The organism is Jannaschia donghaensis (assembly GCF_001403795.1).
GTDB lineage: Bacteria > Pseudomonadota > Alphaproteobacteria > Rhodobacterales > Rhodobacteraceae > Jannaschia > Jannaschia donghaensis.
Window position 1 is genome coordinate 167,834 of sequence record NZ_CXSU01000005.1, and the last position, 19,260, is coordinate 187,093.

Genomic DNA, 19,260 nt, shown 5'->3' on the forward strand with positions numbered 1-19,260 from the left:
CCGGCGGGCTTCGACCCGCCGGCCCCATCATTCGCCCGGACGCGCGAGCGAGAAGAGGTTTTCGACCCGCGTGTAATCCTTGTAGCCCAGCCGGGCCATGGGTCCGAAGGACATCACGTCGAAGATGCCGTCGCGCAGCGCGTCGTCGCGGATGTGCACGCCCGTGACCTCCCCGAAGACGGCGACGTTCGCGTCGCCCGGCAGGGTCACGATCTGGGTCACACGGCATTCCAGCGATGCGGGGGCATTCGCGACGCGGGGGCAGTCGATGGTCTCGCAGTCCAGCTTCTCAACGCCTGCGACGGCGAATTCATCCTCCCCTGCGGCCAGCGGGGCCGACGAGGCGTTCATCGCATCTCGCATGGCGTATTCGACGACGTTGACGCAGAACACGCCGCTTTCGCGCAGTTGCGCCATGCTGTCCTTGGTGCCGTCGCGGTCGGGTTTGGCCGTCGTGGAGGCGAACATGACCTGCGGCGGCACATAGGCGACCGCGTTGAAGAAGCTGTAGGGGGCGAGGTTGTCGCCCAGGCCGCCGCGCGTGCTGATCCACCCGATGGGACGGGGCGAGACGATGGCGTTGAACGGATTGTGGGGCAGGCCGTGGCCATCCTCGGGGCGGTAGAACATGCGGGTCCTTTCTTGTGTCGCTGCGGAGCCTAGGCTGCCGCCCAGAAGTGCGAAAGGCCCAATCCCCGCGCGGCCAGACGCGCGTCGCGGGGCGTGTCTTCGCCCCGGCGTCCCGAGCCGAGAGCAAGGCGCGTCCAGGCGCGCTCCATCCGCTCCACGGCGTCGAGATCGAGAGCGGTGCCCTGCAGCTGGAGCGTCGAGACCTTCGTCGCCTCCAGCCCGTCGATGCGGGCCAGCGCCTTGCAGTTGATCAGGCGCAGGCTCTCCAGGTTCGGCGCGCCGATCAGGTCCAGCCGCTCGAGGCGGATCTGATCCTCGATGGTCAGATGGCGCAGCTTCGGGAAGCGTGACAGGTCGCCCATGTCGTCCACGCCGCGGCAGCGGATCACCGACAGGTCCGTGAGCGTGTCGCTGCGCACCTCGTCCATGTCGGGCGCCCCGCCGAGGAAGAACGACAGGCTTTGCAAGGCGGGGCAGTCGGCCAGGAAGGCATAGCTGTCCTTGGGGCGTGCGCGCATCTGGAGGTGGCGCAGCGCAGGCAGGCCGCGAAGACCGTCGTGCGACTTGACCGAGTTGCTCAGGAAGACCGTCTCCAGGGCACGGAACCGTGACAGGGCCGTCCCGTCGATGGCCTTCGTCTTCATGTCGCCAACCCGCAGGCTGCTGAGGGACGTCGGATCGATGCGGTGCAGGATGTCCTTGTCCGAGAGTTCGTAGATTTCCAGCGACAGGTGTGTCGAGGCCGTCAGGTCTGCCAGCGCGTCGATGTTCCCTGCGGTATCGAGGCAGTCGAGGTCGAAGCGCCTAACATGGCGCAGGTCGCGCTGGAGTGCGAGGTCGAAGGGTGTCTTCCCGTGGAAGCCGTAGAACCGCAGCGTCACGCGGTCGGGGTTCGTTTGGGCCAGCGCCTCGACATGGGCGAGGGCGGCGTCGGTCGGCGGGCGCGAGAACTGCACGACAAGGTCGTGCCCGGCGGCCAGTGCCGTCTCGACCTCGGCCCGGTCGGCGTCGGTCTGCCATTGGATTCGGGTCTGGAGGCGGGTCTGAGAGAAATTCATGTCCCGAGGCTAGCCACCCCGCGCGGAACGGGCAACAACACCCTCGATGGAGTTGCACCGCGAAACCGACGCCGACACCTGGGAGGTGGAGGCCCTGCTGGACACCTGCTTCGCGCCTGGCCGCACGGCGCTGTCGTCGTACCGTTTGCGCGAAGACGTGGCGCCCGCGCGGGAGTTGTGTCTGGTCGCACGCGGCACGGCCGGCGAGGTGGCGGGCGCGATCCGGTTCTGGCCGGTCCGGGTCGGGGCGCAGGACGCGATGCTGCTGGGGCCGATCGCCGTCCACCCCACGCGACAGGGCGAAGGATTGGGCGCGTTTCTGTTGCAATCGGGTCTGGACCGCGCCGCCGTGGGCGGGGTGGAGCGGGTGCTTCTGGTCGGCGACGCGCCGTATTACGGACGGTTCGGGTTCAGACGGCTGGCGAACGTGACGATGCCGCCGCCGACCAATCCCGACCGTGTCCTGGGCATCTGGGACTGGGCGGGCGTGACCGGTCAGGTGGTGCGCGCCAAGCCACGGTGATCTTGCCTTGCAGGCAGACCCGCCCCATCTGTCGGGTATGACACCGACATTGAGCCCCCCCGCCGAGCCCCAGATCTTTCCGCCCCTCGACCGGGAGGCGGAGCTGGATCGGCTGGCCGATCGGATGCGCACCGCCTCGGGTGTGGGGATGCAATTGCTGGGTCTGATCGGCACGCAGGCCGAAAGCCTGATCGACATGCTGCCGGGGTCCGCGCGGGCGGGTCTGGAAAAGGCGACCGCCGTCGCGTTGGAACAATCGTTCAACGCCGCGCATGCCACGCGCAAGGGCCGCATCGCGGATGCGCCCGACTGGCTGACCCGCGCGATTTCGGTCGGCACGGGGGCGGCCGGCGGGTTCGGCGGGCTGCCGTCCGCCTTGGCGGAATTGCCAGTGACGACCACGATCATCCTGCGCGCGATCCAGACGATCGCCGACGAACACGGGCTGGATCCGGCCCTGCCCGAAGTGCGCGCCGCCTGTCTGCGGGTCTTCGCCGCCGCCGGGCCGCTGGATGATGACGATGGCACGGATCTGAGCTTTCTGACGCTGCGCCTGACCGTCACCGGCAGCGCCGTGCACGGATTGATCGCCAAGGTGGCACCGCGCCTTGCCGTGCCGCTGGGCCAGAAACTGGCCGCGCAGGCGGTGCCGTTCATCGGCGCGGCGGCGGGGGCCGCGACGAACTACGTCTATACCTCCTATTATCAGGACATGGCCCGCGTTCAGTTCGGCCTGATGCGTCTGGGCGCGCAAACGGGTGAGGATATGGAGACACTGTCGGCGGCGTTGAAGACCCGTCTGAGCTGACGGCCCTTCCGCAGCCCCCTTGGGCGTGGTCAAACCGCGGGCGATGACCGCGCCCCGCACACCCCGCGTCCTGTTGATCGCGCCCTACCTGTCGGGCGACGCGACCGGAGAGCCATTCGTCGCCTTTCGCTGGGCGCAGGCGTTGACGCCGCTGGTCGATCTGACGGTGGCCTGTTTCCAGTCGCCCGCCCATTCGCCCATCGCCGCCCAGCTTCCCGGCGCACGCATCGTGACCTGGCCCTCGCCACGGTTCATCCCGCGCGGCGGCCGCTTTGCGGCGATGCTCAAGCCCGAATGGCCGATCTTTGCGGCCCGCGTCCGCGCCCATCTGCGCAACCATTCCACCGATTACGATATCGCGCATCAGATCATGCCGCAGGCGATGCGCTATGCCTCGCCCCTCCGCGGTCATAGCCTTCCTTATGTCATCGGCCCACTGGGCGGTGCGCTGCCCACGCCGCCCGCCTTCGCCTACGAGATCGCGCCCGCCGGATGGTTCACCCGGCTGCGCGCGCTGGACGGGCCCCGTCTGCGCCACGATCCCTGGTTGCGGCGCAGCTATGCCCACGCGGCGCTGGTGCTGGGCGTGGCCCCTTACGTGGGCCGGACGTTGGCGGCGGCGGGCATCGACCTGCGCGCCTATGCTGATGTTCTAGAGTTGGGGATCGAGGATCTGGCCCCGCCGCGCCCCGCGCGCGCCGACGACCGCGTGCGCCTGCTGCACGTCGGGCGCGGTGTGCGCACCAAGGGGCTGCGCGATGCGATCCGGGCGATGGCGCAGGTCGACGATCCGCGTCTGCATCTGACCAGCGCGGGCGACGGCCCCGAAATCGCTGCCTGCCGGGCCGAAGCGGCGCGGCTGGGGGTGGCGGATCGGGTCACGTTCCTTGGCCGGATCCCACGGGCGGAGGTGGAGGCGCTGTATCGCACGTCCGACATCTACGTCTTTCCCAGTTTCCGCGAACCCGCTGGCAATGTCGTGTACGAGGCGATGCGCTGGGGCCTGCCGATCATCGCGGCGGCGGCGGGGGGGCCGGACGCGATCCTGGACGAAAGCTGCGCGATCAAGGTTCCGGTCACCGATCCCGAGACCTTCGCCACCGACATTGCCGCCGCCCTGCGCCGCCTGATCGGTGATCCGGCATTGGCCGACCGGCTGGGACAGGGCGCGCGCGCCAAGGTCGCCGCCGAGGGGCTTTGGCCCAACAAGGCGGCGGGTCTGGTCGGGTTTTACCGTTCCGTCCTCGATTGACGCGGCGGCGGCGATGCAACCGCATCGCCGGGATCGGTGTTGGCTTGCAACGATAGCAAACACGGAGAGATCTCATGGCCGACGGCAAGACCCTGTTCATCACCGGCGCGTCCTCCGGCATCGGGGCGCAGACGGCGCGCCAAGCCGTCGACGCGGGTTGGAACGTCGGGCTGTTCGCACGCTCCGAAGGCAAGATCACCGATCTGGCCAAAGACCTGGGTCCACGGGCCATCGCCCTTCCCGGCGACGTGGCGGACCGCGATGCGCAGGCCGCGGCCCTGGACAAACTGGCCGAGACATTCGGCGGAATCGATGCGGTCTTTGCCAATGCGGGCACAGGGGTTGAAACGCCCGGCACCCAGAACGGCGACCCGGCGGAATGGCACGACATGATCCATGCCAACGTCATGGGCGTGCTTTACACGGCCCATGCCGCGCTGCCCCACCTTCGCAAGACCAAGGGCCATTACATCGTCACCGGATCGGCGGCGGGGCGCACGCACATCAAGGGCTCGATCTACGGCGCGACCAAGTGGTTCGTCCACGGCTTCGCCGGCAACCTGGCCGAAGAAATGACCGAATGGGGCGGGCGCTGCACCGTAATCTCGCCGGGGATGGTCGATACGGAGTTCTTCGACGAGGCGGATGCATCGCGTCTGCACCCGTCGGACGTGGCCGATGCGGTGCTGCACGCATTGACCGCCCCCGCGCGGGCCGACGTGCGTGAAATACACCTGATGCCGAACCGAAACGCCTGACGCGCGGGGGTCTTACCCGGCGTCGCGTCTCTCCTGCAGGGCCAAAAGCGACTCCAACGCGTCGAGGTCCAGGCCGTCGAATTGCCCGAAGCCCTGCATCCAGACGCTGACGCCGCGCAGCGCGTCAGGATCCAGCTTGCACCAGACGACGCGGCCGCGCTTCTCCTGTTGGATCAAACCGGCGCGGGCCAGCACGCCCAGATGCTTGGACACCGCGGCCAGTGACACGGGCAGGGGCGCGGCCACATCCGTGACCGCCATGTCATCCTCCAGCAGCATCGCGAGGATGGTGCGGCGGGTCGGATCGGCCAAGGCCGAGAAGACGGAGGACAGCGGGTCGGACATGGCCCCGCGATGCACTGACGACGTCCGGGGGTCAACGACGTTCAACCGATGCGTTGAATGTCACTGTGCTGCGTCAGGCCGCCGCAGGCATCGTTTCACACATTATAAGTCACGGAATTTACTAGATATCAGGTGTCGTTGACTCGGGTCGCGCCGCCGCCTAGACCATGCCCGACTTGCCATGGGTGCTCCATGTCCGACGAACCCGACGCTGACCGCCTTGCCGCCCTTGAGGCCAAGCTTGCCGCGAAGCGTCCGACGGACGAAAAGCACCACATGGAGGAGCATTATTCCCAGGCGCAGCTTGCCTGGCGGATGGTGATCGAACTCGTCGCGGGACTCGGGATCGGGTTCGGCATCGGGTACGGGCTGGACTATCTGTTGGGGACAAGCCCCTGGCTGATGGTCGTGTTCGTTCTTCTGGGCTTCGTGGCCGGTGTGAAGACGATGATCGCCTCCGCAAGAGAGATACAGGGGCGCCTCGATCCGAGCGTCGCCTTGAAGGAACCGGGCGCAGGCGCGCCGAAAGATGGGGACCACGATGGCTGAACCGAGTGCCGAAGGCGGGCTGAGCTTCCACCCGATGGATCAGTTCATGATCAAGCCGCTGTTCGGCGAATACGGCGATCCGGTTTCCTGGTACACCGTCACCAACCTGACGTTGTGGATGGGTCTGGCCGTTGTCTGCGTCGCCGGCCTGTTCGTCTTCGCCACACGGGGCCGCGCCATCATTCCAGACCGCGGGCAATCGGTGGCCGAGCTGGCCTACGGCTTCGTCTACAAGATGGTCGAGGATGTGACCGGCAAGGACGCGGTGAAGTACTTCCCCTATATCTTCACGCTCTTCTTGTTCATCCTGTTCGCCAATTTCCTGGCGCTGATCCCGTCGTCGTTCTCCCCCACCAGCCACATCGGCGTGACCGCCGTTCTTGCCTTTGCGGTGTTCTTTGCGGTCACGATCCTGGGTTTCGTCAAGAACGGTGCCTCGTTTCTGGGGTTGTTCTGGGTCACGTCCGCCCCGCTGGCGATCCGCCCGGTATTGGCGGTGATCGAGTTGATCTCGTACTTCGTGCGTCCGGTCAGCCACTCCATTCGGCTCGCGGGCAACCTGACGGCCGGTCACGCCGTGCTCAAGGTGTTCGCCGGCTTCGCCCAGGTCGCCGCGATCTCTCCCTTCGCCATCCTTGGCGTCGCTGCGATCTACGGCCTGGAAGTCCTCGTGGGCTTCATTCAGGCCTACGTCTTCACCATCCTCACCTGCGTGTATCTCAAAGACGCACTGCACCCGAACCACTGACGGTTTGGCGCAGGACGCGCCTCTCCCGACCTTAACGAACCATTCCATATCAAGGAGACTCCCCATGGAAGGCGATATCGCAAACCTCGGTCAATTCCTCGGCGCTGGCCTCGCGGCCATGGGCTCGGGCATCGCGGCCCTCGGTGTCGGCAACGTTGCCGGCAACTTCCTGGCGGGTGCTCTGCGCAACCCGTCCGCCGCAAACTCGCAGACGGCGACGCTCTTCATCGGCATCGCCTTCGCGGAAGCTCTGGGCATCTTCTCGTTCCTGGTGGCGCTGCTGCTGATGTTCGCCGTCTAAGATAGCGACCGAAGATATCACGACCGGCGGGGGGCCATGGCTCCCCGCGGGATCCCAATCGACCTGACGGGACGGAACAATGGCCACCGAACCATATCAACAAGATATTGCCGGCGAATGTGTCAACACTCTGGGCAATGCCATCGGCATGCCGCAGCTGTGCGATGCCTGGTTCGGGAACCAGATCTTCTGGCTGCTCGTCACGTTGGTCGCCATCTACCTGATCCTGACCAAGATCGCCCTGCCGCGTGTCAGCGCCGTGCTGGCCGAACGATCAGGCACCATTTCAAACGATCTGGCCGCCGCCGAAGACCTCAAGCGGCAAGCCGTCGAAGCCGAGACCGCCTATGAGAAGGCGCTGGCCGACGCCCGCGCCGAAGCGCAGCGCATATCGGACGAGGCGCGCGCCGCCATCAAGGCCGACCTCGACGCCGCGATCGCCCAGGCGGACGAAAAGATCGCCGCAAAATCCGCCGAGAGCCAGAAGGCCATCGACGAAATCCGCGCCGGTGCCCCCGCCTCCGTGGCGGAGGTCGCCCGCGACGTCGCCGCCGAGATCGTGAAGGCCCTGGGCGGCAAGGCCGACGCCGCCACGGTAAACGCCGCCGTCGATGCCCGCGTGAAGGGAAACTGATCCGATGCGCCTAATTCTGCCCGCATTCTTGTTGACCGCCACGCCAGCTCTGGCCGCGACCGGTCCGTTCTTCAGCCTGTCGAACACCGATTTCGTCGTCACGCTCGGCTTCCTCGTCTTCATCGGCATCCTTCTCTACTTCAAGGTGCCGACGCTGCTGACGAAGCAGCTTGATGCCCGCGCCGAGGGGATTCAGAGCGATCTGAACGAAGCCAAGGCCCTGCGCGACGAAGCCCAGGCTCTCTTTGCCTCCTACGAGCGTAAGACCCGCGAAGCACAGGCACAGGCGGATGACATCGTCGCCGCCGCCAAGTCGGACGCGACTGCGGCCGCCGATCAGGCCCGCGCCGACCTGGAAGTCTCGGTCACGCGCCGTCTGGCCGCCGCTGAAGATCAGATCGGCAGCGCGCAGAACGCCGCCGTTCGGGAAGTGCGCGACACTGCGATCACCGTCGCAATCGCGGCCGCCGGCGAAGTCGTCGCCAAGCAGATGACAGCGGACGAGGCGAACGCCATGATCGATGCATCGATCGAGCAGGTCGCGGCCAAGCTGCACTGACCCGGCCGTATCGGGTGAAATTCCGGGGCACCCTTCAGGGGTGCCCTTTGTCGTGAGGGGGACGGCGATGCAGGGTTGGCAGACGATGGATCGGGCCACGCTCGACGATGCCTATGCGAACGCCGATCATATCGACGGCGCGGTGGACTATCCGCCCCGGTGGGCGACCGATGCCGCCACGTTTCGGGACCGGACCCCCGCGACCCTTGATATACCTTACGACGACGTCCCCGGTGCGGCCTTCGATCTGTTCCACCCCGACGGCGCGCCCGAAGGGCTGGTGGTGTTTGTCCATGGTGGCTACTGGCTTCGCTTCGGTCGGTCCGACTGGTCCCATTTCGCATCCGGTGCGTTGGCCCGTGGCCACGCCGTCGCCGTCGTCGGCTATCCCCTTGCCCCGGCCGTGCGCATCCGCGACATCACCCGACTGATCGCGCGGGCTGTCGATGCCGCCGCGGCGCGTGTCCCCGGCCCGATCCATCTGACGGGGCACAGTGCGGGCGGTCATCTTGTGGCGCGCATGGTCATGGCCAATGCCGCCCCCGCCTGCATCGACCGCATCGTGACCTGCGTGCCCATCAGCCCGGTCACCGACCTGCGTCCCTTCGTGGCGCTGTCGATGAATGCTGACCTGCACCTCGACGGGGCGGAGGCTGCTGCCGAAAGCCCCGTTTTGGGCCTTTCCGTGCCCGGACCCCGCATCGCCGTTCACGTCGGCGAAAAGGAACGGCCGAGTTTCCTGCAGATGGCCGATGCACTGGGCGACGCATGGGATATTCCGGTCCATTGCACGCCGAACCGGCACCATTTCGACGTGATCGACGCGTTGCGTGATCCGGCCTCCCCGTTGATGCGTGACCTGCTGGGCTGAGCCGTCGTTCAGGTCCCGCGGGGTTTCGCGCGCGTCGTGGGGGCAGCGGCGGTCGGGTCTTCGGGCCAGGGATGGCGCGGATAGGCGCCGCGCATGTCCCGCCGCACATCGGCATAGGCCCCCGCCCAGAAGCCCGGCAAATCTTGTGTGATCGCCACGGGCCGCTGACCGGGGGACAACAATTCCATGCGCAGCGGCACGCGGCCCACCATGGGGTGCGATGTCTCGCCCAACACCTCCTGCAGGCGCAGCGACACGGTGGGAATGTCGGGGGTATAGTCGATGGGCACCTTGCGCCCCAGCGGCGTACGGTAGTGCGCCGGGGCCGCCGCATCCACCCGCCGCATCGCGTCCCAACCCAGCCAGGCCTGCAGGGCATCGAACGGGTCGAGGCGTTTGAGGGCATCTGCGTCCTTCGCACCCTCCACATACGGCAGCAACCAATCGTCCAGTGCGTCCGTCAGCGCGGCGTCGGACACATCCGCCACGCCCGAGGCAGCGACGCGCGCCCGGTAAAGACGGGCGCGTTTCGTCCAGTTCAGGCACTCCAGGCCCAGCGATCGCACCCCCTCCAGCACAGCCGCCGCAACGGCTTCGGGTGGCGCGTCGTCCCACCGCCGATCCTCCAGCGCGATGGCGCCCAGCCGCTCCTGCCGCCGGGCCTCCACCCGCCGGTGGCGCACCGACCAGTGGCACAGGTCCACCCATTCGATGCGGTCGCCCAGCACGTCGCGCAGATCGGCCTCGGCGATCGGCAGGGCGCGGCGCACGCGCGCCTCGGTCAGGTCGCCGTCCAGATCGCAGGCCACGATCAGCCGCGCGCCCGACAGCACGTCGCCCTTGTCCATTCGGGCCCCCTTGCCGCCCGACAGCAGCCACCGGGGCGCGTCACGGTCCCGGCGCAGGCCGATGCGGTCGGGGTAGGCAAGGGCCAGCTGTTGCGCCGCGTTCAGGTTTGGCCCCGCCTCGAACCGTTTCAACCGCTTGGCCTCGGCCCGGGCCTCCTGCGACGGGCGGCGCAGAACCTCCGACAGATCCACCGATCCGGGCCCCATGCGCGCCGACAGCACCCCCGCCAGCGCCGCCGCCCCCCGTCCGCCGCGCAGCACCATGTGCCCCAGACGGGGATGCAGCGGCAGCCGCGCCAGCGCGCGCCCGTGGTCGGTGATGCGCCCCGCGGTCAGCGCGGACAGGTCGGTCAGCAGCGCGCGTGCCTCGGCCAGCGCCGCGTCGGGGGGCGGGGTCAGGAACGCCAGGTCGCCCTCCACATCCGCCGCGCCCCCGCCCCAGACCGCCAGTTCCAGCGCCAGGCCCGACAGGTCGGCGTTCGCGATTTCGGGGTCGGGGAAGGGCCGCATCGCGCCTTCCTCCCCGCGCGTCCAGTTGGCGAAGGCGATGCCGTCCGCGACGCGACCCGCGCGCCCGGCCCGTTGCGTCGCCTCCGCGCGTGTCACGCGTTCCGTCACCAGCCGGGACATGGCCGATGCGGGGTCGAACCGGGCCCGTCGCGCCCGGCCCCCGTCGACCACGGCGCGCACGCCTTCGATCGTCAGGGAGGTTTCGGCGATGGATGTGGCCAGCACCACCTTGCGGCGGGGCCCCGGTCGGATCGCGGCCTGCTGCTCGGCGAAGGGCAGGGCCCCGAACAAGGGGCGCACGTCCGCCGCGACGCCCTGCAACAGCGCGGCGCAGCGCCGGATCTCGCCTTCGCCCGGAAGGAAGGCCAGCACGTCGCCGTCGACGGCGTCCAACGCCTCGACCACCAGGGCCGCGACCTGCGCCTCCAGGCGTTGTCCGTCGGGTGGGGGGCGGTCGCGCCAGCGGCGCTCCACCGGGAAACTGCGCCCTTGGGACGTGACCACGGGCGCGCCCAGCATCCGGGCCACCGGCTCGGCATCCAGCGTCGCCGACATCACCAGAACCGCCAGGTCGGGGCGCAGCGCCTGTCGCGCCTCCCATGTCAGGGCAAGACCCAGATCCGCGTTCAGGGACCGTTCGTGAAATTCGTCGAAGATGACCGCGCCCACCCCCGGCAGTTCGGGATCGGCCTGCACCATGCGCGTCAGGATGCCTTCGGTGACGACTTCGATGCGCGTGGCTTTCGACACTTCGGACGCGCCGCGCATCCGGAACCCGACGGTCTGGCCCACCTGCTCGCCCAAGGTCTCGGCCATCCGCACGGCGGCCGCCCGCGTCGCCAGGCGCCGCGGCTCCAGCAGGATGATCCGTCCTTCGATGACCGGCAGCAGGGCCAGCGGCACGCGCGTCGTCTTGCCGGCCCCCGGCGGAGCCTGCAACACGCACAACCCGTGCGTCCGCACCGCCGCCAAAATGTCGGGCAGCGCGTCGTCGATGGGCAGGCCGACGTCGGGACGCGGGGTCATTTCCGTCGCAGCACCGCGTCGCCCAGACGCGACGTCGCGCGGATTTCCTGAACCTGGACGCGACCGTCGGGCGTCGGGCCATAGATCACGGTCATCGGCACGCGCGGACGCTTGGCCATCTCCTCGGGGGAGTAGCCCTTTAGCCGTCGGTATTCGCCGGAACAGCGGATCGTCCCGCCATCGCCCGTCTGGGCCGCCCCCAGCGTCAAACGAGAGATGTGGCGCCCGTCAAACAGGTCGTAACGCTGATCGCAGGCCCCCGCCGCATCGGTGGGACGCACCATCAGGTAAAGCGCGCTGAGCGTGTCGATCACACCCGACTGGGCGGTCGGCTCGATGTCCCAGGGCTCGGCCGGGCGGGGCGGGTCGAAGGTGACGTTGGTGGGGCGTCCCCCGTCGAAGGTCATCGTGGCCCCCGTCAGCGTGCCATCGTCCAGCTCCCGCTCCTCGTAGCGGGTGACGGCGTGCCGGCCGCCCCGCACGGTGCCGCGCGCGGTGCCGTCGTATTGGTACTTGACCAAGGCACCGGCGATTCCCGTGGGCCGGCCCTGCGCGGTGACGACATAGCTGCCGCCGTCGTCCCGTGCGCTCAGCGCGATCTGTCCCCCGACGACGCCGCGAAACGACACGTCGAAACGCGCATCGACGTCTTCGGCCTGCGCGACCAGAGGGGTGAGCGCCAGCAGCGCGACGGCAATCAAACGAAGCGGCATAGGGACCTCCGGACCGGGTTCGGACCGCCTTAGCGCAGTCGCGGGGCAGCGTCACCTGCGACCCGTTGCGTCCCCCTGCCACCCGCGCGATCACATCGATCATTTCACCGACATGGACGATGCGCTTGCGGCGCATATCATGGTCACCGCGCAACGGCTGGCGCGGGCCGCGCGGCGTGTGTTGCGGCCCTTGCGAATGGGATACGTCGTTCACGGGTTCGGGGTGGCGCATGCGCATCTGAATGTTATTGCGCAGCACGACCCGACCGACATCATCTCTGCCTGCCACGTCGACGCGCCGGGCGGCTTCACCGTGACGCAAGACCATCTGACGCCGCCGACCCGGGTGGCGTCGGAGGCGATGGCCGCCCGCCTGTGCTACGCCTTGCAATGACGCGACCGGGCGGGCATCCCGATCCCATGACCACACGCGATCCGCTGCACGATCCTGTCCTTGCCGGCGACCGCCGGGCGCTGGCCCGCGCGATCACGCTGGTGGAAAGCACGCGGCCCGATCACCGCGACCGCGCCGCCGCCCTGCTGGACGGGTTGCGCGCGGTGACGCAGGCGCAGGCGTTGCGGATCGGGTTGTCGGGCACACCCGGCGTGGGCAAGTCCACCTTTATCGAGACATTCGGCCTGATGCTAACGGGGCAGGGACAGCGCGTCGCCGTTCTGGCGGTCGACCCCAGCAGCGCGCGTACCGGCGGGTCGATCCTGGGCGACAAGACGCGGATGGATTACCTCACCCGCGATCCCAAGGCGTTCATTCGCCCGTCCCCGGCGTCCAGCCATCTGGGCGGCGTCGCCCGCCGCACGCGCGAAGCCGTCAGCCTGTGTGAAGCCGCCGGTTTCGACGTCGTGCTGATCGAGACGGTGGGCGTCGGCCAGTCCGAGACCTTGGTCGCGCAGATCTCCGACCTGTTCGTCCTGTTGCTGGCACCGGCGGGTGGGGACGAATTGCAGGGGGTCAAACGCGGCATCATGGAAATCGCCGACCTGATCCTGGTCAACAAGGCGGACGGCGAGCTGAAATCGACGGCCCGGCGCACCGTGGCCGATTACGCGGGCGCCCTGCGGCTTTTGCGCAAACGGCCCAACGACCCCGACGGGTTCCCCAAGGCGCTTGCCGTCTCGGCCCTCGAATCGTCGGGGCTGGAGAAGGCCTGGTCCGAGATGCAGAGCCTGGCCGACTGGCGGCGTGCGAACGGTTACTGGGACGCGACGCGCGCCGAGCAGGCCGCCCATTGGTTCGCCGAAGAGGTGCGCGCTGGCCTGCTGGCACAGCTGGACAGACCGGAAACCCGCGCGCGCATGGCCGAAATGGCGCGCGACGTCGCGTCGGGCCGTCGGGCGGCGCGCGCGGCAGCGGTCGATCTGCTGGAAATGCTGCGCGGCGCTTGACCTTCGGTGCCCCGCCGCCTATCACGCCGCGACCGCGGGGCCGTTTTCGGCCCTGCCCCTATTTTATAACCCTTCAACCAGAGGTGGCCCCATGTCGCGCGTCTGCGAACTTTCCGGAAAAGGCCCGATGTCGGGCAACAACGTCAGCCACGCGAACAACCGCACGCGTCGTCGTTTCCTGCCGAACCTGAACGACGTCACGCTGCAGTCGGAAACCCTGGGCCGCAGCTTCAAGCTGCGCATTTCGGCTGCGGCACTGCGGACCGTCGACCACCGCGGTGGTCTGGACGCCTTCCTGGCCAAGGAAAAGGACGTGAACCTGTCCGACCGCGCCCTGAAGATCAAAAAGAGCATTGCCAAGTCTTCGGACACGGCAGCCGCTCTGGAAGCCTGATTGGCCGCACCTGCGAAACACTGATCGAAATTGGCCCCTTTGAGGGGCCTTTTTCTTGCCCAGATTGCCTTGATCCGACCCCCGATGATCTGACACGCTATCGCCAATCTGCGAAAGCCTGCCATGACTGTCCTGCACCGCCCCCTGCGTCAAAAGACGATCGGTATCCTTGGCGGGTCCTCCAATGTGGCGACCGGTGAATACTATAAGTTCCTCAACCAAGCCGTGAACCGGCGCGTTGGTGGTTGGGACATCGCCGAGACGCTGATTTCCGGCATGAATTTCGGCAACATCGAATCCTTCGTGCGCGCGGGCGACTGGGATGCCTTGGCCGCCTATATGGATGGCAAGGTTGCGGGTCTGGTCGCGGGCGGTGCGGATGTCCTGCTTTGCGTGTCCAACACCCTGCACGCGCCGTTGGAGGCGATCGTCGCGAACCACGATATCCCCCTGATCCACATCGCCGATCCGACGGGTGTGACCATCCGGGATGCGGGGCTGTCGCGCGTCGCGCTGTTCGGGACGCGCCCGGTGATGGAGATGGACTATATCCGCGACCGCTATCGCGACAAATTCGGGTTGGAGATCGTGGTTCCGACGCTGGACGAAATGGCAGACATCGACCGCATCATCTTCGACGAATTGGTGCGCGGTGACATCCGCGATGCGTCCCGCCAGACATATCTTGAAATCGCGCGTCGCCTGGCGCGGGACGAAGGGGCCCAGGGTCTGATCCTGGGCTGCACGGAAATCTTCCTGCTGCTGCGCCCCGACGATGCGCCGGACCTGCCGATGTTCAACACCACCGAGCTGCACTGCGAGGCGGCCGTCCGCGTCGCACTGGACGGCTAGGGCCGCTCGACAAGGCCCGCGCCCGGACGCCCCGCGCCCACGGCGTCGTCAGGATTGTAGAGCGGGCAGACCTTCATGCTCAGGCACCCGCAGCCGATGCATCCTTCCAGCCGGTCGCGCAGACGCGTCATCACTTCGATGCGTTCCGTCAGTTCGGCGTGCAGGTCTTCGGCCACCAGCGTCCAGTCGGCAGGCGTGGGCGCGCGGTCGACCGGCACCCCGGCCAGCGCGACCTTGATTCGCCGCAGCGACAATCCCAGCCGCTGGGCGATGCGAATGAAGGACAGACGCCGCAATTCCGCCCGTGGAAACCGCCGTCGCCCGCCCGCATCGCGCGGCGGCGCGATCAGGCCCTTATCCTCGTAGAAGCGGATCTGGCTGATGCTCAGCCCCGTGCGGGCCGCGACGTCCCCAATCGACAATTCCGGTTGCACCATGAAATTTCTCCTTGACCTCGACTATGGTTGAGGTCGCAGACCGGGGGCGTCAACCATCGAAAGGAACGATTTCATGGCTCGCCTCGAACACGCCAATCTGACCGTCGGGAACGCCGAGGCTTTCGCCGACGTCCTGTGCGCCGTCTTCGCCTGGTCCGTCCGCTGGTCCGGCGACGTCCTTGGCGGGGCCGGACGCTCCGTCCACGTCGGAGGGGCTGACAGCTACCTCGCCCTTTATGAACCCGGCGCTGGCGCGGGGCAGGGGGTGGACACTTACGTCACGCGCGGTGGCCTCAACCATCTGGGCGTCGTCGTCGACGACCTTGACCAGGTGGAAGCGCGCGTCGTCGCCGCCGGATACCACCCGCATAACCACGCGGCCTACGAACCCGGACGTCGCTTTTACTTCGACGGACCCGAGGGCGTGGAGATCGAAGTGGTCGCCTATGCCTGATCCTCAGACGGCGGTCGTCACCTGCGCGCGCAGCCATTTGCGCAAGATTCGCAGACGCTCCGACCGCCGTCCGGGCAATGTGACCATGTGATAGCCCAGCGGTGCCTCCGTCAGGTCGCAGATGCGCACCAGGTTCCCGGCCGCCACCTCCCGCTCGACCACCGGGCGCGACATCACCGCAACGCCCAGCCCGTTGAGTGCGCCCGCCAGCGACAGCGCATTGGTCGCCATCACCTTCACGGTCAAATCATCCGGGTTCAGCCCCGCCTGCGCCAGCAAGTCGCGCCGTTCCAGCACGTAATGTTCCAGCAGCCAGGGCAGGTGGCGCACCTCCTCCAACGTGCCGACCTTCCGCCCGCCCAGAAGGCGGGGATGGGCCACGACCCAGAAATCGCCTTCGGTCAGCAACTCCGAATTCACCCCCGGCCAAGCGCCGTCGCCCCAGCGGATGGCCATATCGACCCCGTCGGATCGCAGGTCGGCCAACCCGACATCGGGCAGGATGTTCACCTGAATGTCCGGATGGCGCATCCAGAAATCGCCCAGCCGCGGCATCAGCCATTCCGCCGCGAACCCCGGCGTCACCGCCAGCGACAGGGGCCGGATGGCCTGATCGGCGCGCAGCTGATCCACCGCATCCGCGATCGCCGCGAAGCCCTGGCTCAACCCGTCGGCCAGGCGCAGACCGGCATCGGTGACCGCGATGCCGCGCCCGTCGCGTTGCACCAGCGCCGTCTCTAGATGCGCCTCGACCGTGCGGACGTGCTGCGCGATGGCGGCGGGGGTCACGTTCAACTCCCGCGCGGCGGGGCTGAAGCCGCCCAGGCGGGCCGCCGTCTCGAAAGCGCGCAACGCGGGCAGGGATGGCAGATCGGCCCAATTCATAGTTCAGCTATCAATTCAGAATTCATAATGCTTTGCATAGCGCGCCGTTTTGCTGTGTAGCAATGGGAATGATGACAACCGGAGGATACGCTATGACACCGAAACTTGCTTTCTTCGCCACGCCGCGTGCGACCCGCTCGGCCTTGCGCGCGTCATCGGGCACCACGTCCGGCATGGTCGACGCGTCTGATCTGACCGTGATCGAGCATCAGCGGCAGCAGGACGACGACAGCCGTCTGTGCATCAACTGGGAACGCCGCCTGCCGCGCTAAACGCCGGTCGCTATCTCCGCCACCCAGCCCGGCACCACCTCGGTCGCCGGGCCGGTTCGAACGGCATCGAAGGCTCCGCCCGATGCCTCCAGGTTCAATTCCAGCGTCCGCGCACCGGCCCGTCGCGCCAGATCGACAAATCCTGCCGCCGGATAGACCGTGCCTGACGTGCCGATGCTGACGAACAGGTCGGCGCGCGCCAGCAGGTCTTCGATCCGCGCCATGGCATAAGGCATCTCTCCGAACCAAACGACGTCGGGCCGCGTCGCCGCCACGCCGCACGCGGGGCAGGCATCCTTGGCCGTCATCACCGCCGGGGCGTCCCACCGCGCATCGCACGCCGCACAAAGCGCCCGCGACAAGGCCCCGTGCATGTGGATCACGTCGGTCGCGCCCGCGCGGTCCAGCAGGTCGTCAATATTCTGCGTCACCAGCGCGACCCCCGGCATCAGCGACAGCTGCGCCAATGCGACATGCGCCGCGTTCGGAGCGGCATCGGCCATGTTCGCCCTGCGTGCATTATAGAAATCGTGCACCAGCGCCGGATCGCGCGCGAAGCCTTCGGGCGTCGCGACCTGCGCCAGATCGTACCGCGTCCACAGGCCGTCCACATCGCGGAAGGTGCCCAACCCCGATTCCGCGCTCAGACCGGCGCCCGATAATACCACGATATTCACCATGTCTCTGCCCCAATTGCCCAGCATCAAATCTATCACGGCCCCATTTTGGGGCCAGACCCATCCTGATGACGAGGTCCCTGATGTTCGCCCGAACCGAAGCCCCCATTTTCGCCTTCCGCGGTCCCATGGGTATACCGGTGGAGGTCGCGCCCAGCTTCGCGATGCTCGCCTTCGTTTTCCTGATGATCGACACCAGCGTGGATGGTATCGTCTTCTTCGCCCTGATCGCGGGCTCGATCTTCCTGCACGAACTCGGCCATGCCTGGGGATGCCGGGTGCAGGGCGTCGGCGTCAGCCGCATCGTCATGTGGGGCGGGGGCGGATTGTGCTATCACCGGCCCGAACCCGACCCCCGCCGGGACGAGTTGATCGTGATTGCAGGCCCTCTCGTCAATCTGGCGCTTTGGGCCATCGCGTCGCTGGCGTCGGGATATTTCTTCGAGGCGGGGCCCCGGTCCGACATGGCGTACGAATTGGCGTCATTGCTCGGGTCGCTGGCCTGGATCAACCTGATCCTCTTCGCGCTCAACATGCTGCCGGTCAGTCCACTGGACGGCGGGCGGCTGTTCTACCTCGTATTGCGCCGGGTCCTGCCGATGCAGGATGCGGGTCGCGTGGCCGGGGTCGTCGGCACGATCATGGCCATCGCCTGGATCCCGGCGATGTTCTATCTTTTCGTGACCTACGGTGTTCTGCTGTTCTTCATGCCGTCGATTTCGCAACATGTCGCGATGGCGCGCGGCCGCGCGCTGCCCTAGCTGCAGCCAGCGTCGTCGCAGATTTGCAGCGCGCGGATCCAGTCCGACCATTCCATCAATTCCGCGCGCGGGGGGCTGATGACCCAGGCGCGCTGCACCACGAACAGGGTGTTATCCCGTCCTTCGATGACGCGCAGAAGGTCGACCTCCGGCCGACCGCTCCGGTTCAGGTTCGGGCAGGCGTGGATCGACATGGTCGACGTGCGGCCCCCGGCATCGAAGACATCCGGGTCCATCGCGAATGCTTCGCCGCAGGCCTCCGAGATGTCAGCCGACAGGCGCGCCACGTAGTCCTCCGCACTCAGCCCGCTGTCGCGAACCTCGGCCAGGGTGATCGCATGGGTCCAGCTGTCCAGCGCCTCGCCGTCGTGCACGTATTCCGTCAGCTTGACCGTGCCAGTGTCGCTGGCGTGAACGCCGGTGAAACCTTCGGGCGGGAAAAAGCGCAGGGTTTCCGCCTGCGCGGGGGCGGCAAGCAGTGTCAGCGCGACAAATGCGCTACGCACAGTTCCGCTCCGCTTTGGCGACGAAATCCTTGTACTTGCGCCAGAACCGCTCATCTCCGGCGCGGTCGGACTGCCGCGTGACCTGCGCCAGATGGGGCGTGCGGAAAAAGGCGACGACGCGCGATTGCTCTCCGCGGGCCAGTTCCGAATTGGCGGTCGCCTGAACGCAGCCACACAGGCTGGACGATGCGGCACGGCGATCGGCCTTGAGACAGGCCGAGTGGATCGGGCCAGTCGCGAAGGCGCGCGCGGCCCCGCCGCCGCCCGACCCTCCGCCGCCACAGGCGGACAACGCCAGGACCAGGCCAAGGGCCGTCAGTGTCTTGATCGGATTCATCGGCTGCTCGGCCTCCATCCTGATGTTTTCCCCAGGATGCCAGAGGCGGGTCGGTCTGACAATCGGGCGTGCGCCCGCTGCGTCGGTTTCCCGCGCCGCCGGGGCACGGGAAACACAGGTCGGCTCAGGCGCTCTGACGATTGCGCCG

Annotated in this window: 27 protein-coding genes; 17 read left to right on the forward strand and 10 right to left on the reverse strand. The window is 67.6% G+C overall.

All coding sequences use genetic code 11. The features are described from left to right. Positions 1-27: 27 nt before the first annotated feature. Together JDO7802_RS01335 and JDO7802_RS01340 are read right to left on the reverse strand one after the other, a co-directional pair. Positions 28-630 (reverse strand): flavin reductase family protein, encoded by a 603-nt coding sequence (locus JDO7802_RS01335; RefSeq protein WP_055081891.1) that lies wholly within the window; start codon positions 628-630, stop codon positions 28-30. Between the two features lie 29 nt (positions 631-659). Continuing rightward, positions 660-1,688, reverse strand: coding sequence for a leucine-rich repeat domain-containing protein (locus JDO7802_RS01340; protein WP_055081892.1), 1,029 nt, complete (start codon positions 1,686-1,688; stop codon positions 660-662). A gap of 46 nt (positions 1,689-1,734) precedes the next feature. Here JDO7802_RS01340 and JDO7802_RS01345 point away from each other — a divergent pair, with 46 nt between their 5' ends. The 4 genes from JDO7802_RS01345 (at position 1,735) to JDO7802_RS01360 (ending at position 5,029) form a co-directional block, all read left to right on the forward strand. Beyond that, positions 1,735-2,211, forward strand: coding sequence for a GNAT family N-acetyltransferase (locus JDO7802_RS01345; RefSeq protein WP_055081893.1), 477 nt, complete (start codon positions 1,735-1,737; stop codon positions 2,209-2,211). A gap of 37 nt (positions 2,212-2,248) precedes the next feature. After that, entirely contained in the window at positions 2,249-3,019 is a 771-nt protein-coding gene (locus JDO7802_RS01350) for an EcsC family protein (RefSeq protein WP_055081894.1), read from the forward strand. A 43-nt stretch (positions 3,020-3,062) separates the two neighbouring features. After that, positions 3,063-4,271 carry a glycosyltransferase family 4 protein gene (locus JDO7802_RS01355; RefSeq protein WP_144430475.1) on the forward strand — a complete coding sequence of 403 codons (1,209 nt, stop codon included), beginning with the start codon at positions 3,063-3,065 and terminating at the stop codon, positions 4,269-4,271. A gap of 74 nt (positions 4,272-4,345) precedes the next feature. Then, entirely contained in the window at positions 4,346-5,029 is a 684-nt protein-coding gene (locus tag JDO7802_RS01360) for an SDR family oxidoreductase (protein ID WP_055081896.1), read from the forward strand. A gap of 12 nt (positions 5,030-5,041) precedes the next feature. Here JDO7802_RS01360 and JDO7802_RS01365 read toward each other — a convergent pair whose 3' ends face one another. Further along, complete coding sequence (locus tag JDO7802_RS01365; protein WP_055081897.1) at positions 5,042-5,374, reverse strand: ArsR/SmtB family transcription factor; 333 nt, start codon at positions 5,372-5,374, stop codon at positions 5,042-5,044. A 192-nt stretch (positions 5,375-5,566) separates the two neighbouring features. Here JDO7802_RS01365 and JDO7802_RS01370 point away from each other — a divergent pair, with 192 nt between their 5' ends. From JDO7802_RS01370 to JDO7802_RS01395, 6 genes are all read left to right on the forward strand, one after another. Next, the gene (locus JDO7802_RS01370; RefSeq protein WP_055081898.1) at positions 5,567-5,923 is read left to right on the forward strand and encodes an AtpZ/AtpI family protein; all 357 of its coding nucleotides are present in this window, start codon (positions 5,567-5,569) and stop codon (positions 5,921-5,923) included. Beyond that, positions 5,916-6,671 carry a F0F1 ATP synthase subunit A gene (locus JDO7802_RS01375; protein ID WP_055082946.1) on the forward strand — a complete coding sequence of 252 codons (756 nt, stop codon included), beginning with the start codon at positions 5,916-5,918 and terminating at the stop codon, positions 6,669-6,671. The genes JDO7802_RS01370 and JDO7802_RS01375 overlap by 8 nt, the downstream gene beginning before the upstream one ends. Before the next feature lie 64 nt (positions 6,672-6,735). Further along, complete coding sequence (locus tag JDO7802_RS01380) at positions 6,736-6,972, forward strand: F0F1 ATP synthase subunit C (RefSeq protein WP_055081899.1); 237 nt, start codon at positions 6,736-6,738, stop codon at positions 6,970-6,972. A 79-nt stretch (positions 6,973-7,051) separates the two neighbouring features. Next, the gene (locus tag JDO7802_RS01385) at positions 7,052-7,606 is read left to right on the forward strand and encodes a F0F1 ATP synthase subunit B' (RefSeq protein ID WP_055081900.1); all 555 of its coding nucleotides are present in this window, start codon (positions 7,052-7,054) and stop codon (positions 7,604-7,606) included. Between the two features lie 4 nt (positions 7,607-7,610). Then, the gene (locus JDO7802_RS01390) at positions 7,611-8,165 is read left to right on the forward strand and encodes a F0F1 ATP synthase subunit B (RefSeq protein WP_055081901.1); all 555 of its coding nucleotides are present in this window, start codon (positions 7,611-7,613) and stop codon (positions 8,163-8,165) included. Positions 8,166-8,232: 67 nt separating this feature from the next. Then, positions 8,233-9,036, forward strand: a complete 804-nt coding sequence (locus tag JDO7802_RS01395) for a hormone-sensitive lipase (RefSeq protein WP_245624083.1) — start codon at positions 8,233-8,235, stop codon at positions 9,034-9,036. Between the two features lie 8 nt (positions 9,037-9,044). Here the strand turns inward: JDO7802_RS01395 and hrpB are convergent, their stop codons facing one another. Together hrpB and JDO7802_RS01405 are read right to left on the reverse strand one after the other, a co-directional pair. After that, complete coding sequence (gene hrpB / locus JDO7802_RS01400; protein ID WP_055081902.1) at positions 9,045-11,420, reverse strand: ATP-dependent helicase HrpB; 2,376 nt, start codon at positions 11,418-11,420, stop codon at positions 9,045-9,047. Then, positions 11,417-12,133 (reverse strand): DUF3108 domain-containing protein, encoded by a 717-nt coding sequence (locus tag JDO7802_RS01405; RefSeq protein ID WP_055081903.1) that lies wholly within the window; start codon positions 12,131-12,133, stop codon positions 11,417-11,419. The genes hrpB and JDO7802_RS01405 overlap by 4 nt, the downstream gene beginning before the upstream one ends. A 112-nt stretch (positions 12,134-12,245) precedes the next feature. On the opposite strand from JDO7802_RS01405, the gene JDO7802_RS18990 reads away from it, so the two are divergent. The 4 genes from JDO7802_RS18990 (at position 12,246) to JDO7802_RS01425 (ending at position 14,783) form a co-directional block, all read left to right on the forward strand. Beyond that, on the forward strand, positions 12,246-12,527 hold the full coding sequence (locus tag JDO7802_RS18990; protein ID WP_055081904.1) for a hypothetical protein: 282 nt from the start codon (positions 12,246-12,248) through the stop codon (positions 12,525-12,527). A gap of 26 nt (positions 12,528-12,553) precedes the next feature. Next, entirely contained in the window at positions 12,554-13,537 is a 984-nt protein-coding gene (meaB, locus tag JDO7802_RS01415) for a methylmalonyl Co-A mutase-associated GTPase MeaB (RefSeq protein ID WP_055082950.1), read from the forward strand. A gap of 91 nt (positions 13,538-13,628) precedes the next feature. Next, a complete protein-coding gene (gene rpmB, locus JDO7802_RS01420; protein WP_055081905.1) occupies positions 13,629-13,931 on the forward strand; it encodes a 50S ribosomal protein L28 in 303 nt (100 codons plus the stop codon). A gap of 123 nt (positions 13,932-14,054) precedes the next feature. Beyond that, positions 14,055-14,783: an aspartate/glutamate racemase family protein gene (locus tag JDO7802_RS01425; protein WP_055081906.1), complete on the forward strand. Its 729-nt coding sequence runs from the start codon at positions 14,055-14,057 to the stop codon at positions 14,781-14,783. Here the strand turns inward: JDO7802_RS01425 and soxR are convergent. Continuing rightward, entirely contained in the window at positions 14,780-15,220 is a 441-nt protein-coding gene (soxR, locus tag JDO7802_RS01430) for a redox-sensitive transcriptional activator SoxR (protein WP_055081907.1), read from the reverse strand. The genes JDO7802_RS01425 and soxR overlap by 4 nt on opposite strands. A gap of 73 nt (positions 15,221-15,293) precedes the next feature. Here soxR and JDO7802_RS01435 point away from each other — a divergent pair, with 73 nt between their 5' ends. After that, the gene (locus tag JDO7802_RS01435) at positions 15,294-15,674 is read left to right on the forward strand and encodes a VOC family protein (RefSeq protein WP_055081908.1); all 381 of its coding nucleotides are present in this window, start codon (positions 15,294-15,296) and stop codon (positions 15,672-15,674) included. 3 nt (positions 15,675-15,677) lie between these two features. On the opposite strand, the gene JDO7802_RS01440 is transcribed toward JDO7802_RS01435, so the two are convergent. Then, positions 15,678-16,559: a LysR family transcriptional regulator gene (locus JDO7802_RS01440; protein ID WP_055081909.1), complete on the reverse strand. Its 882-nt coding sequence runs from the start codon at positions 16,557-16,559 to the stop codon at positions 15,678-15,680. Between the two features lie 92 nt (positions 16,560-16,651). Here JDO7802_RS01440 and JDO7802_RS01445 point away from each other — a divergent pair, with 92 nt between their 5' ends. Continuing rightward, positions 16,652-16,831, forward strand: a complete 180-nt coding sequence (locus JDO7802_RS01445; protein ID WP_055081910.1) for a hypothetical protein — start codon at positions 16,652-16,654, stop codon at positions 16,829-16,831. Here the strand turns inward: JDO7802_RS01445 and JDO7802_RS01450 are convergent. After that, positions 16,828-17,511 (reverse strand): NAD-dependent deacylase, encoded by a 684-nt coding sequence (locus tag JDO7802_RS01450; RefSeq protein WP_055082952.1) that lies wholly within the window; start codon positions 17,509-17,511, stop codon positions 16,828-16,830. The genes JDO7802_RS01445 and JDO7802_RS01450 overlap by 4 nt on opposite strands. An 80-nt stretch (positions 17,512-17,591) precedes the next feature. Here JDO7802_RS01450 and JDO7802_RS01455 point away from each other — a divergent pair, with 80 nt between their 5' ends. After that, positions 17,592-18,269, forward strand: coding sequence for a site-2 protease family protein (locus JDO7802_RS01455; protein ID WP_055081911.1), 678 nt, complete (start codon positions 17,592-17,594; stop codon positions 18,267-18,269). On the opposite strand, the gene JDO7802_RS01460 is transcribed toward JDO7802_RS01455, so the two are convergent. Next, on the reverse strand, positions 18,266-18,775 hold the full coding sequence (locus tag JDO7802_RS01460) for a hypothetical protein (RefSeq protein WP_055081912.1): 510 nt from the start codon (positions 18,773-18,775) through the stop codon (positions 18,266-18,268). The genes JDO7802_RS01455 and JDO7802_RS01460 overlap by 4 nt on opposite strands. After that, entirely contained in the window at positions 18,768-19,112 is a 345-nt protein-coding gene (locus JDO7802_RS18130; protein WP_187298070.1) for a hypothetical protein, read from the reverse strand. Before JDO7802_RS18130 ends, JDO7802_RS01460 begins: the two co-directional genes overlap by 8 nt. Between the last annotated feature and the right edge of the window lie 148 nt (positions 19,113-19,260).

What these genes read in the sequence shown, in the direction of transcription:
- JDO7802_RS01350 (WP_055081894.1), top strand. Translation starts at nt 2,249, where the DNA reads ATGACACCGACATTGAGCCCCCCCGCCGAGCCCCAGATCTTTCCGCCC.
- JDO7802_RS01380 (WP_055081899.1), top strand. Translation starts at nt 6,736, where the DNA reads ATGGAAGGCGATATCGCAAACCTCGGTCAATTCCTCGGCGCTGGCCTC.
- JDO7802_RS01395 (WP_245624083.1), top strand. Translation starts at nt 8,233, where the DNA reads ATGCAGGGTTGGCAGACGATGGATCGGGCCACGCTCGACGATGCCTAT.
- JDO7802_RS01355 (WP_144430475.1), top strand. Translation starts at nt 3,063, where the DNA reads ATGACCGCGCCCCGCACACCCCGCGTCCTGTTGATCGCGCCCTACCTG.
- JDO7802_RS01360 (WP_055081896.1), top strand. Translation starts at nt 4,346, where the DNA reads ATGGCCGACGGCAAGACCCTGTTCATCACCGGCGCGTCCTCCGGCATC.
- JDO7802_RS01440 (WP_055081909.1), bottom strand. Translation starts at nt 16,559, where the DNA reads ATGAATTGGGCCGATCTGCCATCCCTGCCCGCGTTGCGCGCTTTCGAG.
- JDO7802_RS18990 (WP_055081904.1), top strand. Translation starts at nt 12,246, where the DNA reads ATGGACGATGCGCTTGCGGCGCATATCATGGTCACCGCGCAACGGCTG.
- JDO7802_RS01340 (WP_055081892.1), bottom strand. Translation starts at nt 1,688, where the DNA reads ATGAATTTCTCTCAGACCCGCCTCCAGACCCGAATCCAATGGCAGACC.
- hrpB (WP_055081902.1), bottom strand. Translation starts at nt 11,420, where the DNA reads ATGACCCCGCGTCCCGACGTCGGCCTGCCCATCGACGACGCGCTGCCC.
- JDO7802_RS18130 (WP_187298070.1), bottom strand. Translation starts at nt 19,112, where the DNA reads ATGAATCCGATCAAGACACTGACGGCCCTTGGCCTGGTCCTGGCGTTG.
- JDO7802_RS01445 (WP_055081910.1), top strand. Translation starts at nt 16,652, where the DNA reads ATGACACCGAAACTTGCTTTCTTCGCCACGCCGCGTGCGACCCGCTCG.
- JDO7802_RS01370 (WP_055081898.1), top strand. Translation starts at nt 5,567, where the DNA reads ATGTCCGACGAACCCGACGCTGACCGCCTTGCCGCCCTTGAGGCCAAG.
- JDO7802_RS01435 (WP_055081908.1), top strand. Translation starts at nt 15,294, where the DNA reads ATGGCTCGCCTCGAACACGCCAATCTGACCGTCGGGAACGCCGAGGCT.
- JDO7802_RS01390 (WP_055081901.1), top strand. Translation starts at nt 7,611, where the DNA reads ATGCGCCTAATTCTGCCCGCATTCTTGTTGACCGCCACGCCAGCTCTG.
- JDO7802_RS01385 (WP_055081900.1), top strand. Translation starts at nt 7,052, where the DNA reads ATGGCCACCGAACCATATCAACAAGATATTGCCGGCGAATGTGTCAAC.
- JDO7802_RS01450 (WP_055082952.1), bottom strand. Translation starts at nt 17,511, where the DNA reads ATGGTGAATATCGTGGTATTATCGGGCGCCGGTCTGAGCGCGGAATCG.
- JDO7802_RS01375 (WP_055082946.1), top strand. Translation starts at nt 5,916, where the DNA reads ATGGCTGAACCGAGTGCCGAAGGCGGGCTGAGCTTCCACCCGATGGAT.
- JDO7802_RS01365 (WP_055081897.1), bottom strand. Translation starts at nt 5,374, where the DNA reads ATGTCCGACCCGCTGTCCTCCGTCTTCTCGGCCTTGGCCGATCCGACC.
- JDO7802_RS01405 (WP_055081903.1), bottom strand. Translation starts at nt 12,133, where the DNA reads ATGCCGCTTCGTTTGATTGCCGTCGCGCTGCTGGCGCTCACCCCTCTG.
- soxR (WP_055081907.1), bottom strand. Translation starts at nt 15,220, where the DNA reads ATGGTGCAACCGGAATTGTCGATTGGGGACGTCGCGGCCCGCACGGGG.
- rpmB (WP_055081905.1), top strand. Translation starts at nt 13,629, where the DNA reads ATGTCGCGCGTCTGCGAACTTTCCGGAAAAGGCCCGATGTCGGGCAAC.
- JDO7802_RS01345 (WP_055081893.1), top strand. Translation starts at nt 1,735, where the DNA reads ATGGAGTTGCACCGCGAAACCGACGCCGACACCTGGGAGGTGGAGGCC.
- JDO7802_RS01455 (WP_055081911.1), top strand. Translation starts at nt 17,592, where the DNA reads ATGTTCGCCCGAACCGAAGCCCCCATTTTCGCCTTCCGCGGTCCCATG.
- meaB (WP_055082950.1), top strand. Translation starts at nt 12,554, where the DNA reads ATGACCACACGCGATCCGCTGCACGATCCTGTCCTTGCCGGCGACCGC.
- JDO7802_RS01335 (WP_055081891.1), bottom strand. Translation starts at nt 630, where the DNA reads ATGTTCTACCGCCCCGAGGATGGCCACGGCCTGCCCCACAATCCGTTC.
- JDO7802_RS01425 (WP_055081906.1), top strand. Translation starts at nt 14,055, where the DNA reads ATGACTGTCCTGCACCGCCCCCTGCGTCAAAAGACGATCGGTATCCTT.